This is a genomic window from Reyranella sp., from assembly GCF_030651995.1.
Taxonomy (GTDB): domain Bacteria; phylum Pseudomonadota; class Alphaproteobacteria; order Reyranellales; family Reyranellaceae; genus Reyranella.
This window is the reverse complement of the sequence record NZ_JAUSBN010000025.1, coordinates 69,424-91,895: the sequence shown is the minus strand read 5'-3', so window position 1 is coordinate 91,895 and position 22,472 is coordinate 69,424. Positions and strand designations below refer to the sequence as shown.

Here is a 22,472-nt window from a genome sequence, read left to right as displayed (position 1 = left end):
CTGATTCGCAAGGGCTTGATGTATCGGGGCAATTGATAGCATAGGTGTTGCAGGAATGGGCTCCGCGATCGAATGAAGCTCCGAATCGATTTCCGGCCGTCGATCGTCGTGGCGCTGCTTGCCGCCGCCGCCCTGCTGTTCTGGCTGGCAACACGCGTCCCGGGCGCTTTCTGGATCGCCGTGCCGTTCGCGCTCTTCTACTCGATGCTGCTGGCCGTCGCCGCTCTCGCCCTGCTGCGAATCCGCATGATCGAGCGCTGGATGGACTGGAACGAGCCTGGGCGGCTGCTGATCTTCGCCCCCCATGAGGACGACTGCGTCATCTCGGCCGGCGGACTCGGTCTGCGCAACAGCCGCCTGGGCGGCGTCACGCGCGTGGTCTACCTGGCGCAGGACGAAACGCCCGCGCTGCCCGAGCGGCGCAAGGCGGAAGCGCGAGGCGCCTGGAGCGTCGCCGGCCTGGGCGATGACGACCTGCGCTTCTTCGATCTCATGCCGCCGCTCGAACGTCGCGATCCGGAGAAGCTGCACAAAGCAGCCGCGGTCCTGCGTGAAATCATCGACGAGTTCGAGCCGACTGCGCTCGTCACGCCGGCTTTCGAGGGCGGCCATGTCCACCACGACATGGTGGCAGCTTTGGTCGACCGGCTGGTCACGCCGGCAGACCGCTTCGCGGTGTTCGAGGCGCCGGAATACAGCCCGTATGTCTCGCTCGTGAACACGCCGCACCGCGTCCTCGCGCTCGCCGCACGCTGGCTGTTCGGGCTGGTTGCCTATAACGGGCCGCCGGACGGTGTCGATGGCCGCCCGATCCTGAAGCTTCGACTGTCGCCGCAGGAACTGGCCGACAAGCGTCGCATGCTGGCCGCCTTCGTGAGCCAGAATGCCCCGTCCCTGGTGGCGACGCGCAGCTACCCCGACCGGTTGATCGCCTGTGCGAGCGGTCGCAACCGGCGGCGCCCGTTCGACTTCGATCGGTCCTATCTTCGCCTCGTGCTGGCCCTGCGCCGTCGCCTGCCGGCCCGTCTCGTGGACCGGATCGCGCCGATTCAGCTCGGCACGGTCGGCCGCATGGGTACGGTCACGGACTGGGATGCCGAATGGGGCAAGGCATGACGGGCCTGGCCCCGGACCTCTCCCGTTCGGCTTACGAGTCGCCCGACATCGTGGCGCTCTATGCCCGGCCCGACGGGCTGCAGAAGCCGGAGCAGACACTGCTGGCGCAACTCGCTCCCTCGCTCGGCACGATCGACATGCTCGACATCGGTGTCGGCGGCGGGCGGACCACCCGCCACTTCGCCCCGCTCGTCAGGACCTATCTCGGGATCGACTACTCGGCGGCCATGATCGAGCATTGCAGGCAGGAGTTCCCCTCCTTCCGGTTCGCCGTGGCCGATGCGCGACGCCTCGAGTTCGCAGCCGACGAAAGCTACGATTTCGTCCTGTTCAGCTACAACGGCATCGATCACCTCGACCGACACGAGCGCTTGACGGCGCTCAACGAGATGCGCCGCGTCCTCCGGCCCGGCGGCCTGATGGTCTTCTCCAGCCACAACGCAAACTATCTGCCCGCGATCACCGACCGCTTCCGCTTCCGCGTCCACGCCGGACTGCGCGAGACGTTGCGGTCGTTCAAATGGTCGTGCGTGTTCTGGGCGAAGAACGGCCTGTTGCAGTACCGGATGCCGCTCGCCGCGGGCCGCGTCCATGACGGCACCCATTCCTTCCGGTCGTCGGCGCTCTATTACGTGCGACCCGACGTCGGCGTGGCCGAATTGCGCCGCCTCGGCATGGTGGACATCGCCTGTGCCGGCAACGAGAGCCACGACTTCGTGCCGGGCGACGATCCGCGCCTGCCACGGGATTCCAATCCGTGGATCTACTACATGTCGCGCAAGCCGGAACAGGCCTGACATGGCCTTCTCCGTCGAACTCGTCACCTCGGTCGAAGCGTTCGAACGCCTGCGGTCCGAATGGAACGAGCTCGTCGATGCGATGGAATTCCCGGAGATATTCTACCGCTGGGAATGGAGTTTTCTTTTCTTCCGGCACTGCCGGGCCGGCGACGCGCTGTTCATCGTCGTGGCTCGCGATGCGACGAACGGCCGGATCGCGGCCCTGGCGCCGCTCTGCCTTCGGCGCACGCGTACGTTTGGCATTGGAGTCACGGTCGCCGAGACGATCGTCGCGGGCCTCGCCGACTATCAGAATATCCTGGTGCGGGCGGGGGTACACAGGGGTCGCGCCGTCACCGCCATCCTCGGTTTCCTCGAAGCGCAGAGAGGTCGCTGGGACGTGCTCGACCTGCGGCAGTTCTGCAGCCGCGATCCGACCACGTTCCAGATCGTCAATGCCGCGCAGGCGCGTCATGACTGGACGGTGCGTACGCACATCGAGACGCCCGTCGCCGTACGAGACCTCCGACCCGGGCAGGCGACGGAAGATGGCGGGCGGCTGCGCCGCATCCGCAGCCGGCTCGAGGCGCTGCAGGCGCGCGGCTTCGAGGTGCGGGTCGGATGCGGCGACTTCGACACGCTCTGGCCGGCTTTTCGCGATCTCCATATCCGGACCTGGCCCGGCAGTCCCCTGGGGCGGGAGAAGGAAGGGAAATTCTTCGACGCCCTGGTCGCCAGCGAAGGCATGCGCGACCACATCGATCTCTCCGTCGTCGCGTCGGCAGGAAAGATCGCCGCGGCGCATTTCGGCTTCGCCGACGAACGCAAGGCCTACTACTACATGCCGGCACGGAATCGGGCGTTCGAGAAGGATCGTGTCGGCGCCGTGTTGCTGTTGGCACTCGTCGACCACTACGCGAAGACGCGAACGATGTTCGATTTCATGCGCACGCTCGGCGCCTACAAGACCTGGTACACAGACACGATCGACGTGAACTACCGGATCGTCATCCACGCCAACGGGAGTTTCAGGGCCTTTGCCTACGGCCTGCTCGACGTCACACGCCGGTTCTTCGTGGAGCTCGGCCTGCCGCGCGCACTGCTTCGCCTCCTGAAGAACAAGCGCCGCGCACCACCGGTCAACTAGGGCCGTACATGTCGACCAGCGCCAGGTAGGCCATTGCCTGTCCTTCGAGCGTCAACCTCTCGGCGATCATCTCGCGCGGCGCATAGAGGCCTGCTTCAACGCCAAACCAGAACCTGTCGAAGGCCGACTGGAGGTCGGCGCCGCCCTTGAACTTCATGCCGCACCGTTCGTCCCAGTACGGCACCGAGGTCACCGGCCCGAATCGCACGAGATGCGGCGCATACTTCGGATCCTTCCACAGGCCACCCTGATCCCAGGCAAGGAGCGGAACGTCGGACGCCAGCATCTGCTGCGCGGCGAGGCCCTGCGTCTCGTGGTGGCTGAGGTAGATCATGGCCCGCGTCCGCCGGCTGAGATCGTGAAGCCGCTCCTCGCGGTAGTACCCGTAGCGAAGCGTCTCCACGCTGAGGCGGCGCCGCCGGAGTTCGTCGAGCAACGGCTCGACGATCGTGCGCATGTAGCGGCTGCGATGCCGGACCACCTTGTCGTAGATCAGGACGTCGACGTCCTTGTTCGCGCGCTTCGACGGAGACCAGCGATCCGTGTCGATGCCGGAAGGCCAGACACTGATATTGCCCGGCCAGACGGCCGAGAACATCCGTTCGACCCATCGGCTCGGCACCAGGACACGGCAGATCTTCCGGCGACGCAGAAGGTCCGGATCATCGCTGGGGTGATTGTAGATCGACGTGCCGAACAGGATGGGGGTTTCCAGCGGAATCTTCGCCAGAACGTGCGGCTGGCCAATCACGCAGGCCAGCTCGTGGGGATTCTCGTGGATGTATCCATAGTCGTTGACGCGGTACGGCACGTTCAGACGGTCAAGGCCGTCGCACAGATTGAGATAGACGCGCATCGTCCCGCCGGGCTGCTTCGGACCCCGCAGCGCCCACCGCACCATGCGCCGGGGATAGCGATCGAAAGGCACCCAGCGATCGGAGTCCGGCTCTTCGTAGAAGAGATTGAGGGGCGCGCGTGGCGGCACTAGGACCACGCCTCGGCGACTTTCGGCCGATCAGCCATGATCTCGCGATAGAGCGTGGCCATTTCCGACGCAACGTCGTCGATCGACCTCGTACGGCGCATGTTGCTCGAAAGCCGCGCAACCTCGGCACGATCGGTGGCGGCAACCCGGATGGCCTCGGCCCATGGCCCGGGATCGTCGAACGGCAAGAGCCATCCATCAAGACCATGATGAACTCGCTCCGAAATGCCGCCCAGATCGGCACCCATCACCGGTATGCCGAGAGCCCGTGCCTCCTGAACCACGATCGGACCGGTCTCCATGTAGCGCGACGGCACCGCCAGCACGTCGATGTCTGCCAGAAACTCCGGCACCATTTCGTGCTCGACGAGCCCCATCAGCTGAATGCGCGAGTCCTTCCGGGTCGCCTCCTCCATCCGACGGGCAAAGCGGGCGTCCTGACCGACACCGGCGATCCGCAGAAGAACCGGCAGGTCGGCGGGGAGCCTGGCCAGTGCGCGTACGAGCAGGTCGGCGCCCTTGTAGCGCTCGAGCCGGCCGAGGAAGCCGATCACGATCTCGCGACGGTTGCCTCCCTGCAACGGCCGCTGCTTGCGGTCTGAAAATTCCGCACTGGCGGACTGGCCCGAGACCACCACCTTCTCGGGCGGAATGGCATTCTCCGACAATGCCGCCCGCACCCATTCGCTGGGCGCCACGATTCGTTCGCTGAGCGCAGCCATCGAGCGCAACTGTCGGGCCTTGGTAGCGGCCGCCGCCCGCGCCGAGAGCAGCGTGGCCGCGCGCGGCGAGAGGCGCGAGACGACGCTGTCGGTGACATCCCACCGCGGCAGCCGCGACACGAGGTAGGCTGCCGGTGCCGGCAGGCCGCGATCGAGCGCCCAGCACCGGGCGCAACGGCGGTCGTCTATCCGACCGTCGCACGGGCGTTCGTCGTTGAGCAGCATGGTGCCGCGCATGCAGATCGGCGACGGCACATGCATGGTGACGACACTGGGAATGCCCATCCGCGCCACTTGCCGGAGATGACGCAGGCCGGCCCCGATCGTCCACGAATGCAGGTGGAACAAGTCCGGCTTCGTGGCCTCCACGATCTCCTGGAACATGGTGCGCCGCTTGCGCACGTCCTTGTCGCGGACGCGTTGGACCTCCGGCGCATCGATCGGATAGCGAACGACCTCCACACCGTTCCAGGAGTATCGGTGATAGTCGCCGTCCGTTGCCGCGATGATCGTGCTGTCGACCGCGTATCGCGACAACGCCGAAACGAGGTCGCGGACATAGACCTCGGTGCCGCCGGTCGAGTCCGGGAAATAGAAACCGACACAATGAACGACACGCAGCCGACTGCCTGTCGCCTCCGCTTTTTCGTCAGCCGGAGACGTCATCGCTGCAACGCCCTGAAACCCAGCAAGCGCTCCGTCGCGGCGAAGCCCAGCCATTTGTAGGCGAAGGCGATCGCGGGACGCACCGGCGGCTTGAACTCCGGATCGAGTCGATAGATCCAGTCGAGGATTTCCGCCGCCTCTCGCGGATAGGCCCGCGCGAACGCCCGCACATTGGGCCACAGCATGCGAATGGCGGCGCGCTTGCGGCGGAGCGTGAGCTCGCCGCGTGCCTCGAGCAGGCCGAGCGTCTTGCGATAGATCGAGATATGGGTCCAGAAGCCGAGATCGCGCCTGAATCCCGAAGTGTGCTGCAAACGCTCGCCCGCATGACGGCGGTGCACGAAGGCCGGCTCGCGATAGATGGCGAGGCGGGGATGGCGCATCGCGACTTCGAGGATGAACAGCCGGTCGTCGCGCAAGGCAAAGTCCTGACGATGCGGGATGCCCCGGATCAGATCACGGCGGAACAGGAAGGCCGAATAGTGCGATGACCACCCCTCGCCCAGCTGCTGGGCAATGAAGTCGTCGCAATCGTCCCAGGCATTGACCCGCCGCTCTCCGGTTTCGTCGTCGTAGTCTTCGTAGCCTGCAACGACGAGATCGGCACCGGTCTCGCGGGCGAGCGCCAGCTGGCATACATTGGCATCTTCGCAAAGCCAGTCATCCGAATCGAGGAAGCGCACGAATTCGCCGCGCGCCGCCTGGAGTGCAGTCTCGACGGCCCAGTCCTTGCCCCAGTTCTCGGCGCGGATGGCGACGATGTCGCGCTGCGCCTGCAGCCAGTCCCAGGTCCCGTCCGTGCTGCCGTCGTCGACGACGACGATCTCCACGTTTCCGCCGGTGGACCGGCACGACTCCACGGCCTGCGGCAAGGCCCACAGGCGGTTAAAGGTCGGAATGACGACGGATATGTCGCTCACGACGTCACCTTAGCGGGTTCCCGGAGGCAAGGGCATCGGCTGCTTCGAGCAGGCCTTCGGCCGCCCGCGCCGGCGAATAGGTTTCCATGCGCTCGGCCAGCGCGCGGCGCGTCATGCCAATGTCGAGCGCGAGAACCGATGCGATCGCCGTCGCCAGCGCCGGAACGTCGTCGAGCGGGGCCACGGCACCCGTGACCCCTGGCTCTATCAGGTCGGGCCCGCAGCCGACGGCATCGGACACCACCGCAGGAACGCCGCAGGCCATGGCCTCGTTGACCACGAGCCCCCAGGTCTCCACCGCGGTCGACGGAAGCACCACCACGTCGGACGAGGCATACACGGACGGCAGTCCACTCTGGTTGACGAACCCCAGGAAGCGCGCGTCCACGCCGACGGCGCGGGCGGCCTCTTCCATCCGGGACGAAAGCTCACCCGCACCCGCAACCACGAGTTCGAGGGGCATCCCCGCCGAGACGAGTTTGGAAACGGCCTGCATCACGTCCAGCGGCCGCTTGCTTTCCACCAGTCGGCCGACGAACAGCACACGCTTGCGTCCATCTGGCGCGCCCCGGCTGCCGGCCTCCCGCGCCGCGTCGCTTCCACGCTTGAAGGCGTCGTTGTCGACGCAGTGCGGCGAAAAGAACATCCGGCCGGCCGGCACGCCATAGTGTTCGAGGTAGTCGCGATTGCGTTGACCGACATACAGGCAGGCGTCGAACTGCTTCAGGAGGTGTGGGAAAACCGCGCCCTTGACGCGCCGAACCGCCCCGCCGCGCTGCCCCGCGAGTTGCGAATCGCCCCGCACCATGACGGGCACGCGCGCGCGACGGCACGCTCTCACCGCCTGCCAGTAGGACCGAAGCGACCATCCCGGCACCACGAAGGCATCGAAGCGGCTCTCCGAAATCCGGTCGGCGATCTCGGGCGTGTTGCAGCCTGCGAAGGACTGGGTGGACGGCACACGGGCGACGTTCGTCAGGAAGCGGCTCTCATAGCCGGACAGGAGATCGACGTCCCAGTCGAAGGCGACGCCGTAACCCGCCTGCCCCTGTCCCGCCGCGTCCTGACGATGCGCGAAGAAAACGGTGAGATCGCAGTGCCCCGCAAGCTCGCGGAAGAACGGCGCATAGTACTGAATCGGATGGCTGACCAGGAAGCCGATGCGTCGCCTCATGTGCGTTCGCTTCTCGCGCAGGCCCGATCCAGCGCCTCGGCAAACAGCCGCGTCGATTCCCGCGCCGAATAGCCTTCGAAGACGCTGCGGTCCACGGAGGCCGCCTCATAGGCAGGCCGTTCGATGAACCTCCGAAGCGAGGTCGCCACGGACTCGGCTGACGGTAGCTCACCCTCGGTCAGAGTGAGGACCTCGCCGACATGGGCCGAACGGATCATGGCGACCGCCGTGCTGTCACGGTGGAGCAAGGCGAAGACCGGCCGCTCCGACAGCATCGCCTGGAACACCTTCGACGGCGTGTAGTGCGGCTCGGTCGATCCCAGCACGAGTACCGCGCTGCTGTGCATGAGATGGTTCAGCGTATCGACATAGCCGATGCGATGGGGATGCTCGTCGACCATCTCCCCGACGCCGGCGGCGCGCGCACGCGGCAGTACGCGATGGCCCTGCGGATCGTCCGGCGAACTGCCAGTTCCGACGAAATGGACGGCAAGCCGCGCGGCCACCTGCGGCGCCTGCTCGCGGAGGCTGCGCAACCCGGCCAGGAAACTGTCGAGCACGACGAAGCCGGCGGGCAGCAGCGCACCGGCATAGATCAGGTGGAAACGCCCGTCTGCGGCGTCGAACAGGAAAGGCGCCCGCCCGAGGCTGCGCACCAGCGCATAGTCTTCCGGCGCCGTGCCCATCGGCATGTAGGCCAGCTCGGATTGCGACGAGACCCTGGGATTTCGCTCCAGCATGCCGGCCACATAGCCCGGCGCCATGCCGGTGATGAGGGCGGCATCGCGCACCGACCAGGGTTCGAGGATTTCGGCCAGCTTGTTCGATGCCCAGGCGCGGCTGAACGGCTTCTCGTCACCCGTCCAGCGGTTGACCCAGGGATCCTGATAGTCGATCCCGAATGGCAGTCCGTGGCGCAGGTGCACGAGCCGACCGACCGGCGCGAGATAGTTGGAGGGAATGGTCACCATCACGAAATCGATCTCGCGCGCCTTCGCCATCTGCGCGAGCGCCTGGTAGCAGCCCCAGAAGGAACGAATGCCGATGTCGCCGACCAGTCGCACGGGACGCGTCGACAGGGTCTTCGCATGGACGACCTTGAGGCCCGGCATCACCAGCCGCTCGAGGTCGGGATCCGGTCGCTCCTCGTATTGCGCCGGATCGCCGGTAACGACGACCGGCTCCCAGCCGAACTCCGGCAGGTAGCGCGACCAGAGCCGTGCTCGTTGGGCGCCCACGAGGTTGCTCGGCGGAAAGTGTCCGCTGACGAGGGCTAGTCGCCGGGTCATGATCGCGCCGGACGGGCGCGCACCTTCGAGTAGAGGTCGATGTAGCGCGCCACGACGGCCCCGGCGGAGAAGTGTTCGACGGCGCGGCGACGACACTCCGTGCGGTCGAGTGCGCCAACGCGCTCGACGGCATCACACCCTTCCTCGATCGACTTGATCAGGAATCCATCGACACCGGGCCGCACGATCTCCGGCAGAGCGCCACGCGGGCACGAGATCACCGGTGCGCCGCAGGCCAGCGATTCGGCGAACACGATGCCGAACGGCTCGTCCCACTGGATCGGCACGATCATGGCCCGTGCCGCGCCCAGCAGGGCATTCTTCTGCACGTCGTCGACCGGCCCGACATACTCGATGCCGCCCTTGCCGATTTCGGGCGCGATCTTCTCCCGCCAGAAGCGGCCCTCCGGATCATCCCGGTCGGAATGGTTGCCCGCGATGACCAGCCGGCGGCCGGTGCGTCGCGCGATCTCTATCGCCCAGTGCGCGCCCTTGATCTCCTCGACGCGGCTCAGGAAGACCAGCGGTGCATCGTCCGGCACGGACCGGCTTCCGAGCGTGAGACCGTCTGTGTCCGCGAAGTTCGGAATACCGTGCCACTCGCCGCCCGCCGCCCGGCCACGGCGCGCAATGTAGTCGCTGCATCCGGTGAAGGTGAGCCGTCCAGGTGCCGCCAGCCGGACGGCGAGTGCCACGGTACGGTGCGTCGGTTCGCGCTGGAAGGACATGATGAGCGGAGTGCGCCCGCGCAGATGCGGCAGCAGATAGGCGATGCGCGAGAAGCTGTGGACGAGATCGGGCCTGAAGGCCCGGACCGCGCGAGCAAGTGCGAGCGTGTTGAGCACGGTGTCACGCCTCGACAACGAGCTGAGACCCGGCCACGGGAAGTACGCGTCGTTGGGGCACTCCGAGCCCGGACGCGCCACCAGCCCGACCGTATGGCCGGCAGCGCGCAGCCGGCGGACGAGCACGTCCACGATGCGCTCGATCCCGCCGTAGAGCCGCGGCGGGACTTCGATCTCCGGATCGGCCGTCAGCAGCAGGCGCATCAACGTATCGTCTCCCGTCGCGCGAAGGCGGCAGCCACCGATTGCAGCAGCACGTCCTGCTCCTTCTCCCAATTGTAGCGTTCACGGCCGAGACGCCACGCGGTCGCCGAAGCCTCCGCGAGGATGGTCGGCGAAGCAAGCGCGTCGAGCGTCTCGGCCAGACCCGCCGGATCGGCCAGGCTGCAAAGCCGGGCCGCCGGGCCGAGATCTCTTGCCAACTGAGTCTGGGCCGGCGTGTCGCTCATCACGACGGGAACACCGGCGAGCAGGTAGGTGAAGATCTTGTTGGTGAGGCAGATGCGGCGATTCTCACTCACGTCGGTCTCCAGCGACAGGCCGACATCGTAGTCGGCAGCCAGCCGGACCATCTCGCCCGGCGGAGCCATCGGCAGCAGCCTCACCCTGTCGACCAGGTCGAGCGAGGAGGCCAGCGCCAGCAATGCATCGCCATGACCCCACCGGTTGCTGCCCCGGATATCGAGCGTCACGCGCGTCCTTGTGCGGGCCATCGCGTGGATGAACGCCTGCAGGCCGCGATCAAGGCCGATCGTCTGCGAAAACCAGTAGGCCCGGATTGTCGGCGTCCCATCCTGGGTTCGAACGGGTTCTGGCTGGGGCGGCGCCATCGACAGCGGGAAGACGTTCAGCACCGTGGCCGGCTCGGCCAGGCCGTAGCGCGCGGCGTAGGCCTTGCCGATCAACGGCGCCGCGGCCGTCATGTGCGAACAGGACGGCAGGACGGCCTGCTCCACGATCTCGATCATCTTCGTCCGGAATGCGTCGTCCGGCGCCCCGGTGCCTTCGCCCGAGTGGAAGTCTTCGGCGTCGAACCCGAGGAGAGCGCCGTGCCGTCGAGCCGCCTCGGCAGCGGCCGGCAGGGCCGCCACATAATGCGCAATGTAGAGATCGGCCGGCACCTCCGGCGCGCGCCGCATCAATGCGGCAACCGGCGTGCGGGCGCTGCGTGCCGCCACGCCGACCGGGACCGCGAATCCCGCGGCCGAAAGCACCCGTGCCAGGCCCGCGGCCATGCGTGCCACAAGCCCTTCGTAACGGGCACGCGGCACCCGGATCACCTTCCACGGCGCCGCAGCCTCGATCTCGTCGTCGGCCTGGCGCAGCGCTTCGTTGTAGTCGCAGACCACCGTGGTGACGTCGTAGCCGGCGCCCTGCAAGGCGTCAGCTTCCTTCAATACCCGCGGATTGGAAGCGAGATTGCCGGGACTGACGATGCAAACCGTGTGGCGCATGGCTCGGCGATCAGGCCGGCTCCGACGATGCGGGCTCGATGCGCAATGGCGAAGCGAGTTGCATGGCAAGGACGCCATGGCCCAGGCTCTGCTTGAAGTCGTAGGCGATGCCGCCCGGACTGGAGGCGGCCACCTGGAACGGAATGGCGTTGGCGACGCCGTGATCGACGACGATGGTGAGTGAGTTCGTGGAAATGTCGAAACTGTATTCGCCCGAGGCCAGGAAAAGCGGCTGCAGGCTCAACCTGCACACATGGCGCCCCTCGCTCGGCAGCGGAGTCTGCGAAAAGATGCTGGATGAATAGAAAGCCACCGGCAGGTTGTTGGCATCGCGCAGGTGAAGTTCGAGCCCCAGTCCAGGCATGTTCGCCGTCTCGACCTCGACCTGAAGATTGAACGGCGTTCCCGGCTCGTAGGTGTCCGTGGGCCGCCCCTGCGCGTCGAGCAGGTCAGCGGAGATGATCGCCGAATGATGGCCGCGTCCCCAGTCTCGCGCCGCCTTGCCCTTGCTCAGCGACGCGGAATACTGCGCGATCGCGTTCTCTATCGGTCCGTCGAAGATGAGCCGGCCGCCCTTGAGCACGATGCCGCGCCGCGTGAGCGCCGCCACGGCCGCGAGATTGTGGCTGACGAACAGGACAGTCCGCCCGGCGCTGGCGACGGCCGACATTCGATCGAGGCAGCGCTTCTGGAATTCCGCATCGCCGACCGCCAGCACCTCGTCGACGAACAGGATCTCGGTCTCGAGATGGGCCGCCACAGAAAAGGCCAACCGTGCATACATGCCGACCGAATAGCGTTTGACCGGCGTGTCGATGAACTTCTCGACCCCGGAGAAGGCGACAATCTCGTCGAACCGCGCCAGCACTTCCTGGCGCGTCATGCCGAGGATGGCGCCGTTCAGGAAGATGTTCTCGCGGCCCGTAAGCTCCTGATGGAAGCCCGTGCCCACCTCGAGCAGGCTGGCGACGCGGCCGTTCAGCTCGACGCGGCCCAGCGTCGGCTCGAGAATGCGCGACAGGATCTTGAGCATGGTCGTCTTGCCGGCGCCGTTGTGGCCGATGATGCTGACCACCTCCCCGCGCTTGATCTCGAAATCGACGTCGCGCAGCGCCCAGAACTCCTCGATCTCGTCGCCTGCGACGACGGCACGGCCGCGCAGCATGTCGGCGCCGCGGCGCAGGAGGCCACGGGCGCTGCGCACCAGCGCCTCGCCCAGGATCGCGGAGTACTCGACCTGGTGCCCGATGATGAACTTCTTGCCGAGCTTCTCGGCACGGATGACGACGTCGGACATGCTCAGATCAGGTCGGCGAAGCCGCGCTCGGTGCGGCGGAACGTGTGGATGCCGAGCCAGAGCATGCCGGCGGCTACGAGCATGCTGACGGCGAACCCCGGCAGGTAGAGGGGACTGTCGCCCCCCAGGATGGCCCAGCGAAAGCCATCGATCACGCCCACCATCGGGTTCAAGCTGTAAAGGAGCTGCCATTCCGGCGGCACGACCTTGGTGGAGAACCCGACCGGCGAGACGTAGAGGCCGACCTGAACGACGAACGGGATGATGAAACGGAAGTCACGGTACTTGACGATCATCGCGGCCGCCCACAGCGCCGGGCCGATGGCCACCAGCACCGCCAGCACGACGAAGACCGGCAGCAGCAGGATGTGCCAGTCCGGCACCACGCCGTACCACGCCATTACACCGACCAGGATGAGCAGGCTCACGCCGAAGTCGATCAGGCCGACCATCACCGTGGCGAAGGGAATGATGATGCGTGGGAAGTAGACCTTGCTGACCAGTTGCGAGTTGGTGATGACGCTGTTCGAGGCGTCGCCAAGGATCGACGAGGCGAGCGTCCACGGCAGCAGGCCCGCGAAGACCAGCACCGCATAGGGCGCGTCGCCCTCGGTCGGCAGCCGGGCGAGCTTGCCGAACACGACCGTGAAGACGACCATGGTCACGAACGGCCGGACGAAGGCCCACGCCAGGCCGATCACCGTCTGCTTGTAGCGCACCGCGACATCGCGCCAGGCCAGGATGAAGAAGAGCTCCCGATACCGCCATATGTCGCCCCAATACTGGCGATCGGCACGTCCGGCCTCGAGGATGAGCCGCTGCGAAGGGCGATCACTGGATGTCATAGGCCGGAACTCATACGACGCGGCTGGGCTGCTAGGCGAGCATAGAGTGCTCGCGCGGCGGCGACAAAATGGGATCGCCGATAAGGTTCCACGGCAACCGGGTCGGCCTTGCCTCGCGCCAACTGCTGCTCGATCGCCGAGGCCAGCGCGGCGCGGTCGACCGGATCGACGATCACACCGACACGCTCGTCGGGAATGGAGTCGGCCGTGCCGCCGCCCTTGCCGCCGATGACCCGCAAACCGCAGGCCGCCGCCTCGAGATAGACGATGCCAAAGCCCTCCTCCGTGCTCGGCATCACATAGAGGTCGGCCAGCCGGTACAGATCCGGCAAGTCCGCGTCGGGCACGAAACCGAGGAAGCGCACGGCGCCGGGTGCCAGCTCGGCAGCGGCTGCTTCGAGACGCTGCCTGTCATCGCCGTCCCCCGCCACGACATGGACGAGATCGGGGTATTTCGCGCGCAAACCGGGGAGAACAGAAAAGACCGGCTCGTGGCCCTTGTAGCGCTCGTTCGAAGCGAGCCGGCCGACCGTGAGGAGGATGGGCCCGGCGCCGAGGTTCAGCCTGTCACGCAGCGCCGCAGGCGCCGGGCCTGGCGTGAACACATCCTGCACCGTATCCGGGAGAACACGTACGCGCTCCGGCGGCAGGTCGACCCAGGCGAGCAGGATGCGGCGCGTCTCGCGGCTGACCGTCGTCACCAAGTCGGCATTGCGAATCAGCCACCGCACGAGTCCGCGGCGGTCCTGCCAGACGTCGGTGCCATGTGCCTGAACCCAGTAACGCGCACCGAAGAGCCGGGCGAGCAGGAAGCCCAGCGGCGCCATGAACACGTGACCGCAGAACACCGTGTCGATCGGCCGGAAGCGCCACGCTGCGACGATCGCCGCCAGCGAGAAGCCGAGCCGGCCGAAGATCGAAGGGTTCTGCCGCACGCCGGCCGGAAGCACCATCCCGCTCGCATCGCCGTGGCGCGGGAGGATCAGGATTTCCGTGCTGCCGTCGGCCAGCGCATCGAACAGATCCTGATTATAGCGTGCGATACCGCCGCGCGCGCCATAGCAATCACTGACGAGAGCGAGGATGCGAGCCCCCATCGCGTCGCTAGACCGCCGCCGGACCGGACCAGCCGGCCCGCCAGACATTGAGCGCCCACGCCCGCGATGCCGCCGACAGATCGATCCCCGACTGCCGGGATGCGCCCGCCGCCTCCTGCAGCCAGCGTCCGTGCGGCGTTGAGAAGCCGGTCTTGCGACGGTGTCGTACGCTCTCGGGCAGCGGCGGATCCGGCAGCCCGGCGATTGCGTCCTTGGCATTCATGCCGGCCAGAACGGCGCCGGCCGGAAGCGCCGCGAGGAAGAACGGGTCGACGAACGGCACCCGGATTTCCACGCCGTGCGACATGCCCGCCCAGTCGGCATCCCGCAGAAGCTGGTTACGCATGTAGAGCGATGTCTCCAGTGCCGCGACGCGGTCGAAGTCGGCCAATGGCTGCCCGCCATCGACCGTGGCGGCGATCCGACTGAGCGGCGCGAGGCGACGCAGCCCGTCCCTGACCAGCGCCGGATCGAGCACGCCCTCGAGTTCCCATGGCATGTAGAGACCGCGCCGCAGCAGGTAGGCCCCGGGCCAAGTGCCGCCATACTGCAGTACGCCCGGCGTCTTGGGATGGAGGCGAAGTCCGGCGGCGATGGCGCTCGACAGGCCCCATCGTGCCAATGCTCCGAGGCCGGGCAGCCACGAGACCGGACGCAGCCAGCGCACGCTGCGCGGCACGTCGGTGAAGGACGGATAGCCGCCGAAGCACTCATCGGCGCCCAGCCCGCTCAACGCGACCTTGATACCCACCTCATGCGCGGCCTTGGCGACGAACCACGTGTTTATGCCGTCGACCGTCGGCAGGTCCATCGCATCCATCATCGCCGGAAGGTCGCGCTCGAATTCGGCGCGATCGACGGTGCGCACGATGTGACGCGCCCCATAACGCGCCGCGACCTCGGCAGCCAGGGGAGCCTCGTCGAGCGCCAGGCCCTCGAACTCCTGGAAGCCCAGCGTCACGGCAGTGATGTCGCGCACACCCAGCCCGGCCATCGTTCCCAGCAGGGCGCCGGAATCGATGCCTGCGGAGAGGAACACCGCCACCGGGACATCGGCCACGAGGTGATGGCGAACGGAATCGCGGACGGCCTCGCCGACGCGTGCGCGGGAATCACCCGAATTTACGGTTGCCCCTGCCCGCTCGGCCAGCGCCGCCGCTACGTCATAGTAGCGGTGCGGAGTGCCGGGGCCGGTGGCATCGACGGTGAGTGTTGTCCCGGCCGGCAGCGACTGGATACTGCGCCAGACCGTGAAAGGTTCGGGCACGCTGCCGAAGAGATGGAATCCCACGATCCCGGCAGGATCGGGATCGCGCGACACGGCGCCGCCCGCCAGCAGCGCCTTGGCCTGCGAGGCGAAGCGCAGGGTCCAGCCGCCGTCGGCCCAGTAGAGCGGCTTGATGCCGAGCGGATCTCGCGCCAGCAGCAGCGTCCGCTTGTCCGCGTCCCACAGGCCGAAGGCAAACATGCCGCGCAGCCGGCTGACCATGGCGGCGCCGTACTCCGCATAAAGTTGCAGCAGGACCTCGGTGTCGGATCCGCTGCGGAAGATGCGTCCCCTGGCCTGCAGTTCGGCCCGCAGTTCGCGGTAGTTGTAGATTTCGCCGTTGAAGGTGATCGTAAGTCGCCCGTCGCTCGCATGCATGGGCTGCGCGCCGCCCTCGGACAGGTCGATGATGGCGAGCCGGACGTGGCCGAAGCCGGTGCGACCGTCCCCGCTCACCCACAAGCCGCTGCCGTCCGGCCCGCGCGCGACCATGCGCTCGTTCATGCGAACCAGCTCGCCACGGTCGACCCGGGGCGCAACGTCGAGATAGGCGTGAATGCCTGCTATGCCGCACATGATTTGCGCCGCAGCCTAGCGCGCGCCGGTGCCGCGGAACACCACCGCGAAGGTCCTGAGGAAGATCACCAGATCGAGCCACAGCGAGCAGTGCTTGAGATAGTAAAGGTCGTATTCGAGCTTCGAGCGCATTGCGTCGGCTTCGTGGGCATAACCTTGGTTGATCTGCGCCCAGCCGGTGATGCCCGGCCGCACGATACCGCGCAGGGCGAAGTACTCGATATCGCGGACATAGCCCTTCTCCAGCGTTGCCGCCTCGGGCCGCGGGCCGACCCAGCTCATGTCGCCCTTCAGGATGTTGAAGAGCTGCGGCAGCTCGTCGAGCCGGCAGCGCCTCAGAAAGCGGCCGCTTCGCGTGATGCGGGGGTCGGACGACGTCGTGAAGCTGGGGCCTGGTACCCCGACGAACATCGTGCGGAACTTGATCATGCGGAAGGCGCGTCCGCGGCGGCCGATCCGGGTCTGCAGGAAGAACACCGGTCCGGGACTGTCCAGCCGCACGATCAGCGCCACGACCGCGAGGATCGGAAGCAGCAGCGGCAGAAAAAAGACTGTCAGGCCCCATTCGAGCGCTCGCCGGACGACGAGATACTGGCGCGACGGCAGCAGCGATCCGAATTCGTTGGGCGTCAGGCCGCTGAGCGGCGTGCGGCCGGTCATGTTCTCCACGACATAGCGCCGGTCGAGCACCGGCACGCCCGCGATGGCCGCGTCGGCGAGCGCGGCGAGCTGGCCCTCTCCGAGATCGTCGCTGAGATCGGCCACGATCGCATCGACCCTCAGGCCCCGCTGGCGCACATCGTCGAAATCGAGCCACCGGCACGTCGAAAGCCGCGGCAGCGAGGCGATCGCCGAATGGGGCGTCACGGCGTAGTTGCGGACCAGGTAGCGCCCGCGGAGCTGTGCGATGACCGCCATCCAGAGCACGGTGAGCATTCCGCTGCCGAAAAGCTGGACGCGCGAATAGTCCAGGCGCAGCAGCAGGAGGATGGTGGCAATCAGGGCGTAGGTGATCACCGCCACCGTACCAACCTGAGCCGCATTGAGACCGGCCCCCGGAAATGCATCCAGCCGACGGCCGCAGTACCAGACGATCGCATAGGCGACGACGGTGGCGACAATGGTGAGTTCGGACGCATCGAACGGCCCGAAGAATGGCTCGTCGGTCGCATAGAGGGGGATCGGCAGCACGACGCAGAACAGAAAGCCGAGAAGGGCATCGACCCAGGTTTCGATGAAACGCTGGGGCGCCGACCTCATGCGCGGCGTGCCGGTCGTCCGCTGCTCCTCGGATGACTCCTCTACCTCAGCCGTGATGGCTCTCGGCACGTCGTCTCCCCATGTGGCCTCACCGGCCATTCCCTCAAGACTCGGCCGCGCGTCTCAACGCTCATACGCTGCGTTTCCCCGCCCGGACTTCCCGCTCCGGCGCATGCTTCTTAGCATACTTGCACCCGAGATGATCATATCGCGATCAGGTTTGCTGCGTAAAGCTCTGCTCCGGCCTTTCCCTGCGGCCGAAAGACTGCGCCCACCCCATGCCCAGCAGGGCTGCCGTCACGAAGCCGATGGCCGGCATCTGCAGGCTGAAATCGACGAGCGAATGGAGGATCGGAACAGAGGCGACCGAGAAGGCCGCAGCCGGCAGGTAGCGATGGGCAAGTCGGCGCGTCAGGGCACCGCGCAGACAAACGGCCCAGGGCAATGCCACCACGACGATCGCGGGGATTGCCGCGAACACGCCGAGTTCGACCACCGTCTCGAGCGGCGTCGAGTGGGCGATGTCGTTGGGCTGCAGGCTGTTGGAGGGCTGCAGAAGCGCGAAGGCGTCGCCGAAACCGCCCAACCCCCAACCCAGCCATGGCGACATCGCGATCGCCTGGAATGCCGCGGACCAGATTCTCAGACGCGATGAATCGTCAGCCGAAGCGGCAAACTTGTAGAGCATGCCGCTGCCGGCAATGCCGGCGACGACGACGAACGCTGCAAGCCCCACAAAGAAGATACGGCCGAGTTCGGGCCGCGATCTCCAGCGCCCCCGCATGAGAAGCAGGCCGAGGAACAGCATTCCAGCAATCGACGCCCCGAACCCCGCGCGTGATGCCGACATCAGCATGCCCCCCAGCATCAACAGCGAGAGCGCAAGGAGGACGACCCGCGGGAATGTGAACCAGTCTATGACGCGGACATGCTCAGCTTCGTCGTAGCCGTACGGGACGCTGATCTTCCTGCGGTGACTGCTGAAAACCAGCGCGAGGGCGGCGACCACGCACATGCCCATGTAGCAGGCGAACGAGTTGCTGTTGACGAAGGTGCCGCCCATCAGGCAGCGGTCGCCGGGGGTGAGCTCGAACTGCTTGCGCAGGTAGCTGCCGAGATAGCAGGAGTTCGTCGATATCTGCATCGCGATGCCATAGCTCACGACCAGAACGCCGCTGGCCACCAGCGCGATGAGAAACCACCGCGCGTTGTCACGGTCGCGGCACAGGGCCCGTGCCATCAGGAATATCAGCGCGCAGGCCAGGCATTTCAGAAGCGAATTGCGGGCCGCGTCGGCGGCAATCGCCGGGATCGGCGCATGGGCACTGCCCAGGATCTCGGCGGCACGGGTAAACAGCCAGGCGTCGGCCGTGAGCGGCGTCCATGTCGTCATCTGCCACAACGCGAATCCTGCAAACAAAAGCCAGCAACCGGTCAGCACCAGCAACGGCAGACGTTCGAGCGTCCCCACGGCATGCCCCCCGCGGGCACCGAGCCCCAGCGATACCGGAATCGCGATCAGGCCGAGCAGCACGCAGAGCGGCGCCCACGCCCAGTCTCGATTGCCGCCCATGGGAAGTGCGGCCAGCACGACCATGGCGAAGAAGACGAAGACAGCGGCCTTGTCGATGGCGCGGCGGACGAACCACTGCCAATCGCGAAGCACGACCACACCCGGTTCGTGGCCCTTCTCGGTCCATTCCGTCATGACTTCCTCTTTCGGCGCTCCGTCAACAGACGCGTGAGCTCGTCCTGCGCGCCTGCCTCGTTGCGCACGAAATAGCGGATCAACAGCTCGTCGACCGGGGTACGGATGGCGTCAGCGAACGAGTCGTAACTGGACGAAAGCTGCCAGGTCCGCGCGACATAGAGGGCGACCCTCTCGCGTTGCTCCCTCGTCAGCGCCTGCCAGTTGTCGAGGATCAGCCTCAGTCGCACCGGCCACAGAGGCAGGAGCATGGGCGCGGTATCGATCGACATCAGGAGGGGCGCGACAGACCTCTGGGAGGGGCCCTCCAGCGCCAGCCGTACCGACGAGAGGCGCAGCCACTGAATGCCGCGGGCGGGATCGTCACCCAGGCCTGCCCGGAGATCGTCCTCGGCACGCTTCAGCCATTCGGTCCGCTGCTGGGCCGTGGGCGCGAAAAAGGGAGACAGGGCGGCACCGGCCAGCAGCTCGGACCGCTGGAAATAGCGAATGGCGATCGGATCGGACTCGACCGCACGGTCGAGCCTGTCGATGGCACTCAGCACTTCATCCAGCGAGATCTTGTAGTTAAGCCGAAGTGCCGTCGTTGCCGCGTCGGCCTGCTGCGCCTGCCACGCGCTCTTCATCACCGGCCATGCGAACCAGACGAGAAGAAGTCCGCCGAGGCCGAGCAAGCCGCGCACCAGCCCATTGATCGAGACGCCCAGAAGCCACTCCCCCATTATCGCCGGGACGTGCCATAGCCCCATTTTGCACTCAACCGCCGTATTTCTACGATGTCAAAGGGCTTGGAAAGGTGCGGTCTGAGGGGCTGCCGATACAGGCGGTGGGGCCGGAGCCTCCGACGAACCCGGCTCCAGCGGAACGGCCGCATCGGCGACGGGCGCGGGCGTAAGTGTATGGACTTGGACGTCGACCGAGGCATTGACGGAAACCTCGGACGATCCGGTGAAGGTGCCCTTGATCGGCATTGCCTGCTCCGGGTCCCGTCCGACCGCCACGCGGATCAGGCGCTCGCTTCCGATGATTCCGTTGGTTGGGTCGAACTCCACCCAACCGGCGCCCGGCAGGTAGACCTCCATCCAGGCGTGGGGATAGGCATGGGTCGTCGCCTCACCCGGCGCGGCGTCGAGCGCGGGATCGTAGAGGTAGCCGGTGATGAAGCGCGCCGCGAGGCCCAGCGAGCGGCAGCATTCGATCATCAGCAGGGCGTAGTCGCGGCAGGTCCCGCCTCCCGACTCGAGCGTAACAGCCGGCACCTGCGTGCCGATCTCGAACCGCATCGCGTATTTCAGCTTCTGCTGAACACCCGTGCAGACCCGCTTCAGCAGCCCGAACGTATCGTTGCCACCCTCGCCTTCCATGAACTGCTTGGTCCAGGGACCGACGATCGAACCAGGGTCCGGATAGGAGCGCTCGATGTAGCGTGCCAGGTCAGGTGCCTCCTCGGCGGCGTAACTGAACGGCACCGTGCGGGCGAACTCCTCAATGGGCGGCAGCTCCGGGGGTACACCGAAATGCTCGAGCTGGATCGTGCTGACAAGCTCCAGAACCTGGGTCGTTCCCTCGAACGAGGCGATCGCGATCGAATTGCCGAAGGGATCGTGGATCCAACGCACCTGAGCCGCAGGTTCGATAACCAACCCCGTGCGAAGAAGCCGAAGGTCATGGCTGTCGCGCGGCCGGAACATCAGCCGGTGATCCCCGAGCGACACCGGCTCGGTATATTCGTAACGAGTCCGGTGGACGATCTCGAGGGTGCGCATTGGACCAGCATAATGCCGGAACAGTTCCACGCTTGCACCCGCGAAGGATATCGCACGAGCCGGTCGACTTCGTGTGGGAGGCGAGGCTTTCGAACTCAGGCAGCCCGCTCAGGCGAAGGGATAAGGTCCCGGAAATATCCCGATCGGGACGAAGTGCGTGACGAGCCCTGTCCCTTCCCGCCAGTGATGCAGAAGCATCGCCGGCGGCTCGATGTGCGAGGCTGGCTTGGCGTCGGGCTGGAGCCGGAGCGCTATGGTCGTCGTCGTGGACGGCGCGGTGCATAACATCGTGCCGGCGAACCGTAGCTGCATTGCGCGATGAACGTGGCCGCACAGGATGCGCTCGACCTGCGGGTGTCTCGCGACCACCGAAGCGAGCCGCTGTGCTTCCCGGCACGAATAGAGATCCATGTAGGGAATGCCCGTGTCGAACGGCGGCTGGTGCATCATGACGATCGTCGGCCGCGACGGTTCCGCCGCCAGCACCAGATCGAGCCAGGCCGCGCCCTCTTCGTTCACAGCGCCGTGGTGCAGTCCCGGCAAGGTGACGTCGAGCGCCACGAGGCGCACGGGGCCGCGGTCGCCCACCACATAGTCGATCGGTCCCTGCGCCGGCAGCCAGGACTGTCCGGCGAACGCCTTCCGGAAGGCCTCGCGTTCGTCATGGTTGCCCGGAATCGCCAGCACGGGCACGACGAGCGGCGCCAGCAGCCGCACCAGCACGGCGTATTCGTCGGCATGGCCATGATCCACGAGGTCGCCGCTCAGCAGTACGAGGTCGGGAGGCGGATCGAGTGCGTTGACATGGGCGATCGCAGCCGCGAACTGTGCGTTCGAATCCACCACGCCCTGATAGAGTACGCCGTCCGGTCGGACGTGCGGATCGGAGAGATGCGCGATCAGCATTCAGCCGGCTTGCGGTCGAACCGCTCCAGGCCTTCCCGCCCCTTAGGCGTGATCGCGTAGACACCGCGTTCCACCCTCTCGAACCAGCCATAGACATCCTGTTGCAGAATCTGGGCCGCTTTGGGCGCGTCGCAGGCCGCGCGCAGGGCCGCCACCTTCATCGGCCCGTTCGCCGCCAGCAGTTCGGCGCAGCGCAGCGCCTCCTGCCGATAGGCGGTCATCAGCGGGGCCCGCATCGCCTGGCCGCCGAGATTGGGATCGCCGACACGACGCTCATGCTCGCCAAGCAGCCGGCCCACCTTGCGCTTGTTCTGCCGCGGCGCATAGGGCGCGGGATCGAGCACCACGTCGGCCTTGCCGTTGCCGACCACGATGAAGCCCAATCCCAGCCGGCGGCAGAGCTTCTTCACGTTCTTCATCTGCTTGGGCCATTGCCCCACGGCAAGATAGACCAGATCCGTCAACGCAAGCCGGTCGACACCCTGCAGCACGAGACCCAGCCCGAACGTGCGCTTCAACTCGACCACGACAGGCGGCTCCTTGTCGCGGACCGCCACGACATCGCAGCCCCGCACCTCGCCCTTGACGACGTAACCCTGTCCTTCGAGCAGCGCCTTCACCGGCGCGTATAGGTCGCTCTCCAACGTCATGGC

Annotated in this window: 20 protein-coding genes; 3 read left to right on the top strand and 17 right to left on the bottom strand. The window is 66.6% G+C overall.

The features are described 5' to 3' along the window. Positions 1-72 precede the first annotated feature (72 nt). Genes Q7V45_RS07040 through Q7V45_RS07030 form a run of 3 tightly spaced genes read left to right on the top strand, consistent with a single transcriptional unit; the run spans position 73 to position 3,042 of the window. Entirely contained in the window at positions 73-1,116 is a 1,044-nt protein-coding gene (locus Q7V45_RS07040) for a PIG-L deacetylase family protein (protein WP_304849176.1), read from the top strand. Then, positions 1,113-1,913: a class I SAM-dependent methyltransferase gene (locus Q7V45_RS07035; protein ID WP_304849173.1), complete on the top strand. Its 801-nt coding sequence runs from the start codon at positions 1,113-1,115 to the stop codon at positions 1,911-1,913. The genes Q7V45_RS07040 and Q7V45_RS07035 overlap by 4 nt, the downstream gene beginning before the upstream one ends. A gap of 1 nt (position 1,914) precedes the next feature. Continuing rightward, positions 1,915-3,042, top strand: a complete 1,128-nt coding sequence (locus Q7V45_RS07030) for a GNAT family N-acetyltransferase (RefSeq protein ID WP_304849170.1) — start codon at positions 1,915-1,917, stop codon at positions 3,040-3,042. Here the strand turns inward: Q7V45_RS07030 and Q7V45_RS07025 are convergent. The 17 genes from Q7V45_RS07025 to Q7V45_RS06945 all read right to left on the bottom strand — a co-directional run bounded on the left by Q7V45_RS07025 (position 3,035) and on the right by Q7V45_RS06945 (position 22,469). Further along, positions 3,035-4,027 carry a glycosyltransferase family 1 protein gene (locus Q7V45_RS07025; RefSeq protein ID WP_304849167.1) on the bottom strand — a complete coding sequence of 331 codons (993 nt, stop codon included), beginning with the start codon at positions 4,025-4,027 and terminating at the stop codon, positions 3,035-3,037. The two genes, Q7V45_RS07030 and Q7V45_RS07025, sit on opposite strands and share 8 nt — an antisense overlap. After that, positions 4,027-5,415, bottom strand: coding sequence for a glycosyltransferase (locus Q7V45_RS07020; protein WP_304849164.1), 1,389 nt, complete (start codon positions 5,413-5,415; stop codon positions 4,027-4,029). The genes Q7V45_RS07025 and Q7V45_RS07020 overlap by 1 nt, the downstream gene beginning before the upstream one ends. Beyond that, positions 5,412-6,335, bottom strand: a complete 924-nt coding sequence (locus tag Q7V45_RS07015; protein ID WP_304849161.1) for a glycosyltransferase family 2 protein — start codon at positions 6,333-6,335, stop codon at positions 5,412-5,414. The genes Q7V45_RS07020 and Q7V45_RS07015 overlap by 4 nt, the downstream gene beginning before the upstream one ends. A 4-nt stretch (positions 6,336-6,339) precedes the next feature. After that, on the bottom strand, positions 6,340-7,509 hold the full coding sequence (locus Q7V45_RS07010; protein WP_304849159.1) for a glycosyltransferase family 4 protein: 1,170 nt from the start codon (positions 7,507-7,509) through the stop codon (positions 6,340-6,342). Continuing rightward, positions 7,506-8,747 carry a glycosyltransferase gene (locus Q7V45_RS07005; protein ID WP_304849156.1) on the bottom strand — a complete coding sequence of 414 codons (1,242 nt, stop codon included), beginning with the start codon at positions 8,745-8,747 and terminating at the stop codon, positions 7,506-7,508. Before Q7V45_RS07005 ends, Q7V45_RS07010 begins: the two co-directional genes overlap by 4 nt. 47 nt (positions 8,748-8,794) lie before the next feature. Next, positions 8,795-9,847, bottom strand: a complete 1,053-nt coding sequence (locus tag Q7V45_RS07000) for a glycosyltransferase (RefSeq protein WP_304849216.1) — start codon at positions 9,845-9,847, stop codon at positions 8,795-8,797. Next, positions 9,847-11,097, bottom strand: coding sequence for a hypothetical protein (locus Q7V45_RS06995; protein WP_304849153.1), 1,251 nt, complete (start codon positions 11,095-11,097; stop codon positions 9,847-9,849). The genes Q7V45_RS07000 and Q7V45_RS06995 overlap by 1 nt, the downstream gene beginning before the upstream one ends. 10 nt (positions 11,098-11,107) lie before the next feature. Then, complete coding sequence (locus tag Q7V45_RS06990) at positions 11,108-12,394, bottom strand: ABC transporter ATP-binding protein (protein WP_304849150.1); 1,287 nt, start codon at positions 12,392-12,394, stop codon at positions 11,108-11,110. 2 nt (positions 12,395-12,396) lie between these two features. Then, positions 12,397-13,239, bottom strand: coding sequence for an ABC transporter permease (locus tag Q7V45_RS06985; RefSeq protein ID WP_304849147.1), 843 nt, complete (start codon positions 13,237-13,239; stop codon positions 12,397-12,399). Further along, the gene (locus tag Q7V45_RS06980; protein ID WP_304849144.1) at positions 13,236-14,336 is read right to left on the bottom strand and encodes a glycosyltransferase family 4 protein; all 1,101 of its coding nucleotides are present in this window, start codon (positions 14,334-14,336) and stop codon (positions 13,236-13,238) included. The genes Q7V45_RS06985 and Q7V45_RS06980 overlap by 4 nt, the downstream gene beginning before the upstream one ends. 7 nt (positions 14,337-14,343) lie before the next feature. Continuing rightward, complete coding sequence (gene asnB / locus Q7V45_RS06975; RefSeq protein ID WP_304849141.1) at positions 14,344-16,179, bottom strand: asparagine synthase (glutamine-hydrolyzing); 1,836 nt, start codon at positions 16,177-16,179, stop codon at positions 14,344-14,346. 15 nt (positions 16,180-16,194) lie between these two features. Then, on the bottom strand, positions 16,195-17,508 hold the full coding sequence (locus tag Q7V45_RS06970; protein WP_304849138.1) for a sugar transferase: 1,314 nt from the start codon (positions 17,506-17,508) through the stop codon (positions 16,195-16,197). A 145-nt stretch (positions 17,509-17,653) separates the two neighbouring features. Then, complete coding sequence (locus tag Q7V45_RS06965) at positions 17,654-19,147, bottom strand: O-antigen ligase (protein ID WP_304849135.1); 1,494 nt, start codon at positions 19,145-19,147, stop codon at positions 17,654-17,656. Next, on the bottom strand, positions 19,144-19,896 hold the full coding sequence (locus Q7V45_RS06960) for a hypothetical protein (RefSeq protein WP_304849132.1): 753 nt from the start codon (positions 19,894-19,896) through the stop codon (positions 19,144-19,146). The genes Q7V45_RS06965 and Q7V45_RS06960 overlap by 4 nt, the downstream gene beginning before the upstream one ends. A gap of 30 nt (positions 19,897-19,926) precedes the next feature. Beyond that, complete coding sequence (locus Q7V45_RS06955; protein WP_304849129.1) at positions 19,927-20,943, bottom strand: transglutaminase family protein; 1,017 nt, start codon at positions 20,941-20,943, stop codon at positions 19,927-19,929. A gap of 78 nt (positions 20,944-21,021) precedes the next feature. Then, positions 21,022-21,819 carry a phosphodiesterase gene (locus Q7V45_RS06950; RefSeq protein WP_304849126.1) on the bottom strand — a complete coding sequence of 266 codons (798 nt, stop codon included), beginning with the start codon at positions 21,817-21,819 and terminating at the stop codon, positions 21,022-21,024. After that, a complete protein-coding gene (locus Q7V45_RS06945; protein WP_304849123.1) occupies positions 21,813-22,469 on the bottom strand; it encodes a DUF2161 domain-containing phosphodiesterase in 657 nt (218 codons plus the stop codon). Before Q7V45_RS06945 ends, Q7V45_RS06950 begins: the two co-directional genes overlap by 7 nt. Between the last annotated feature and the right edge of the window lie 3 nt (positions 22,470-22,472).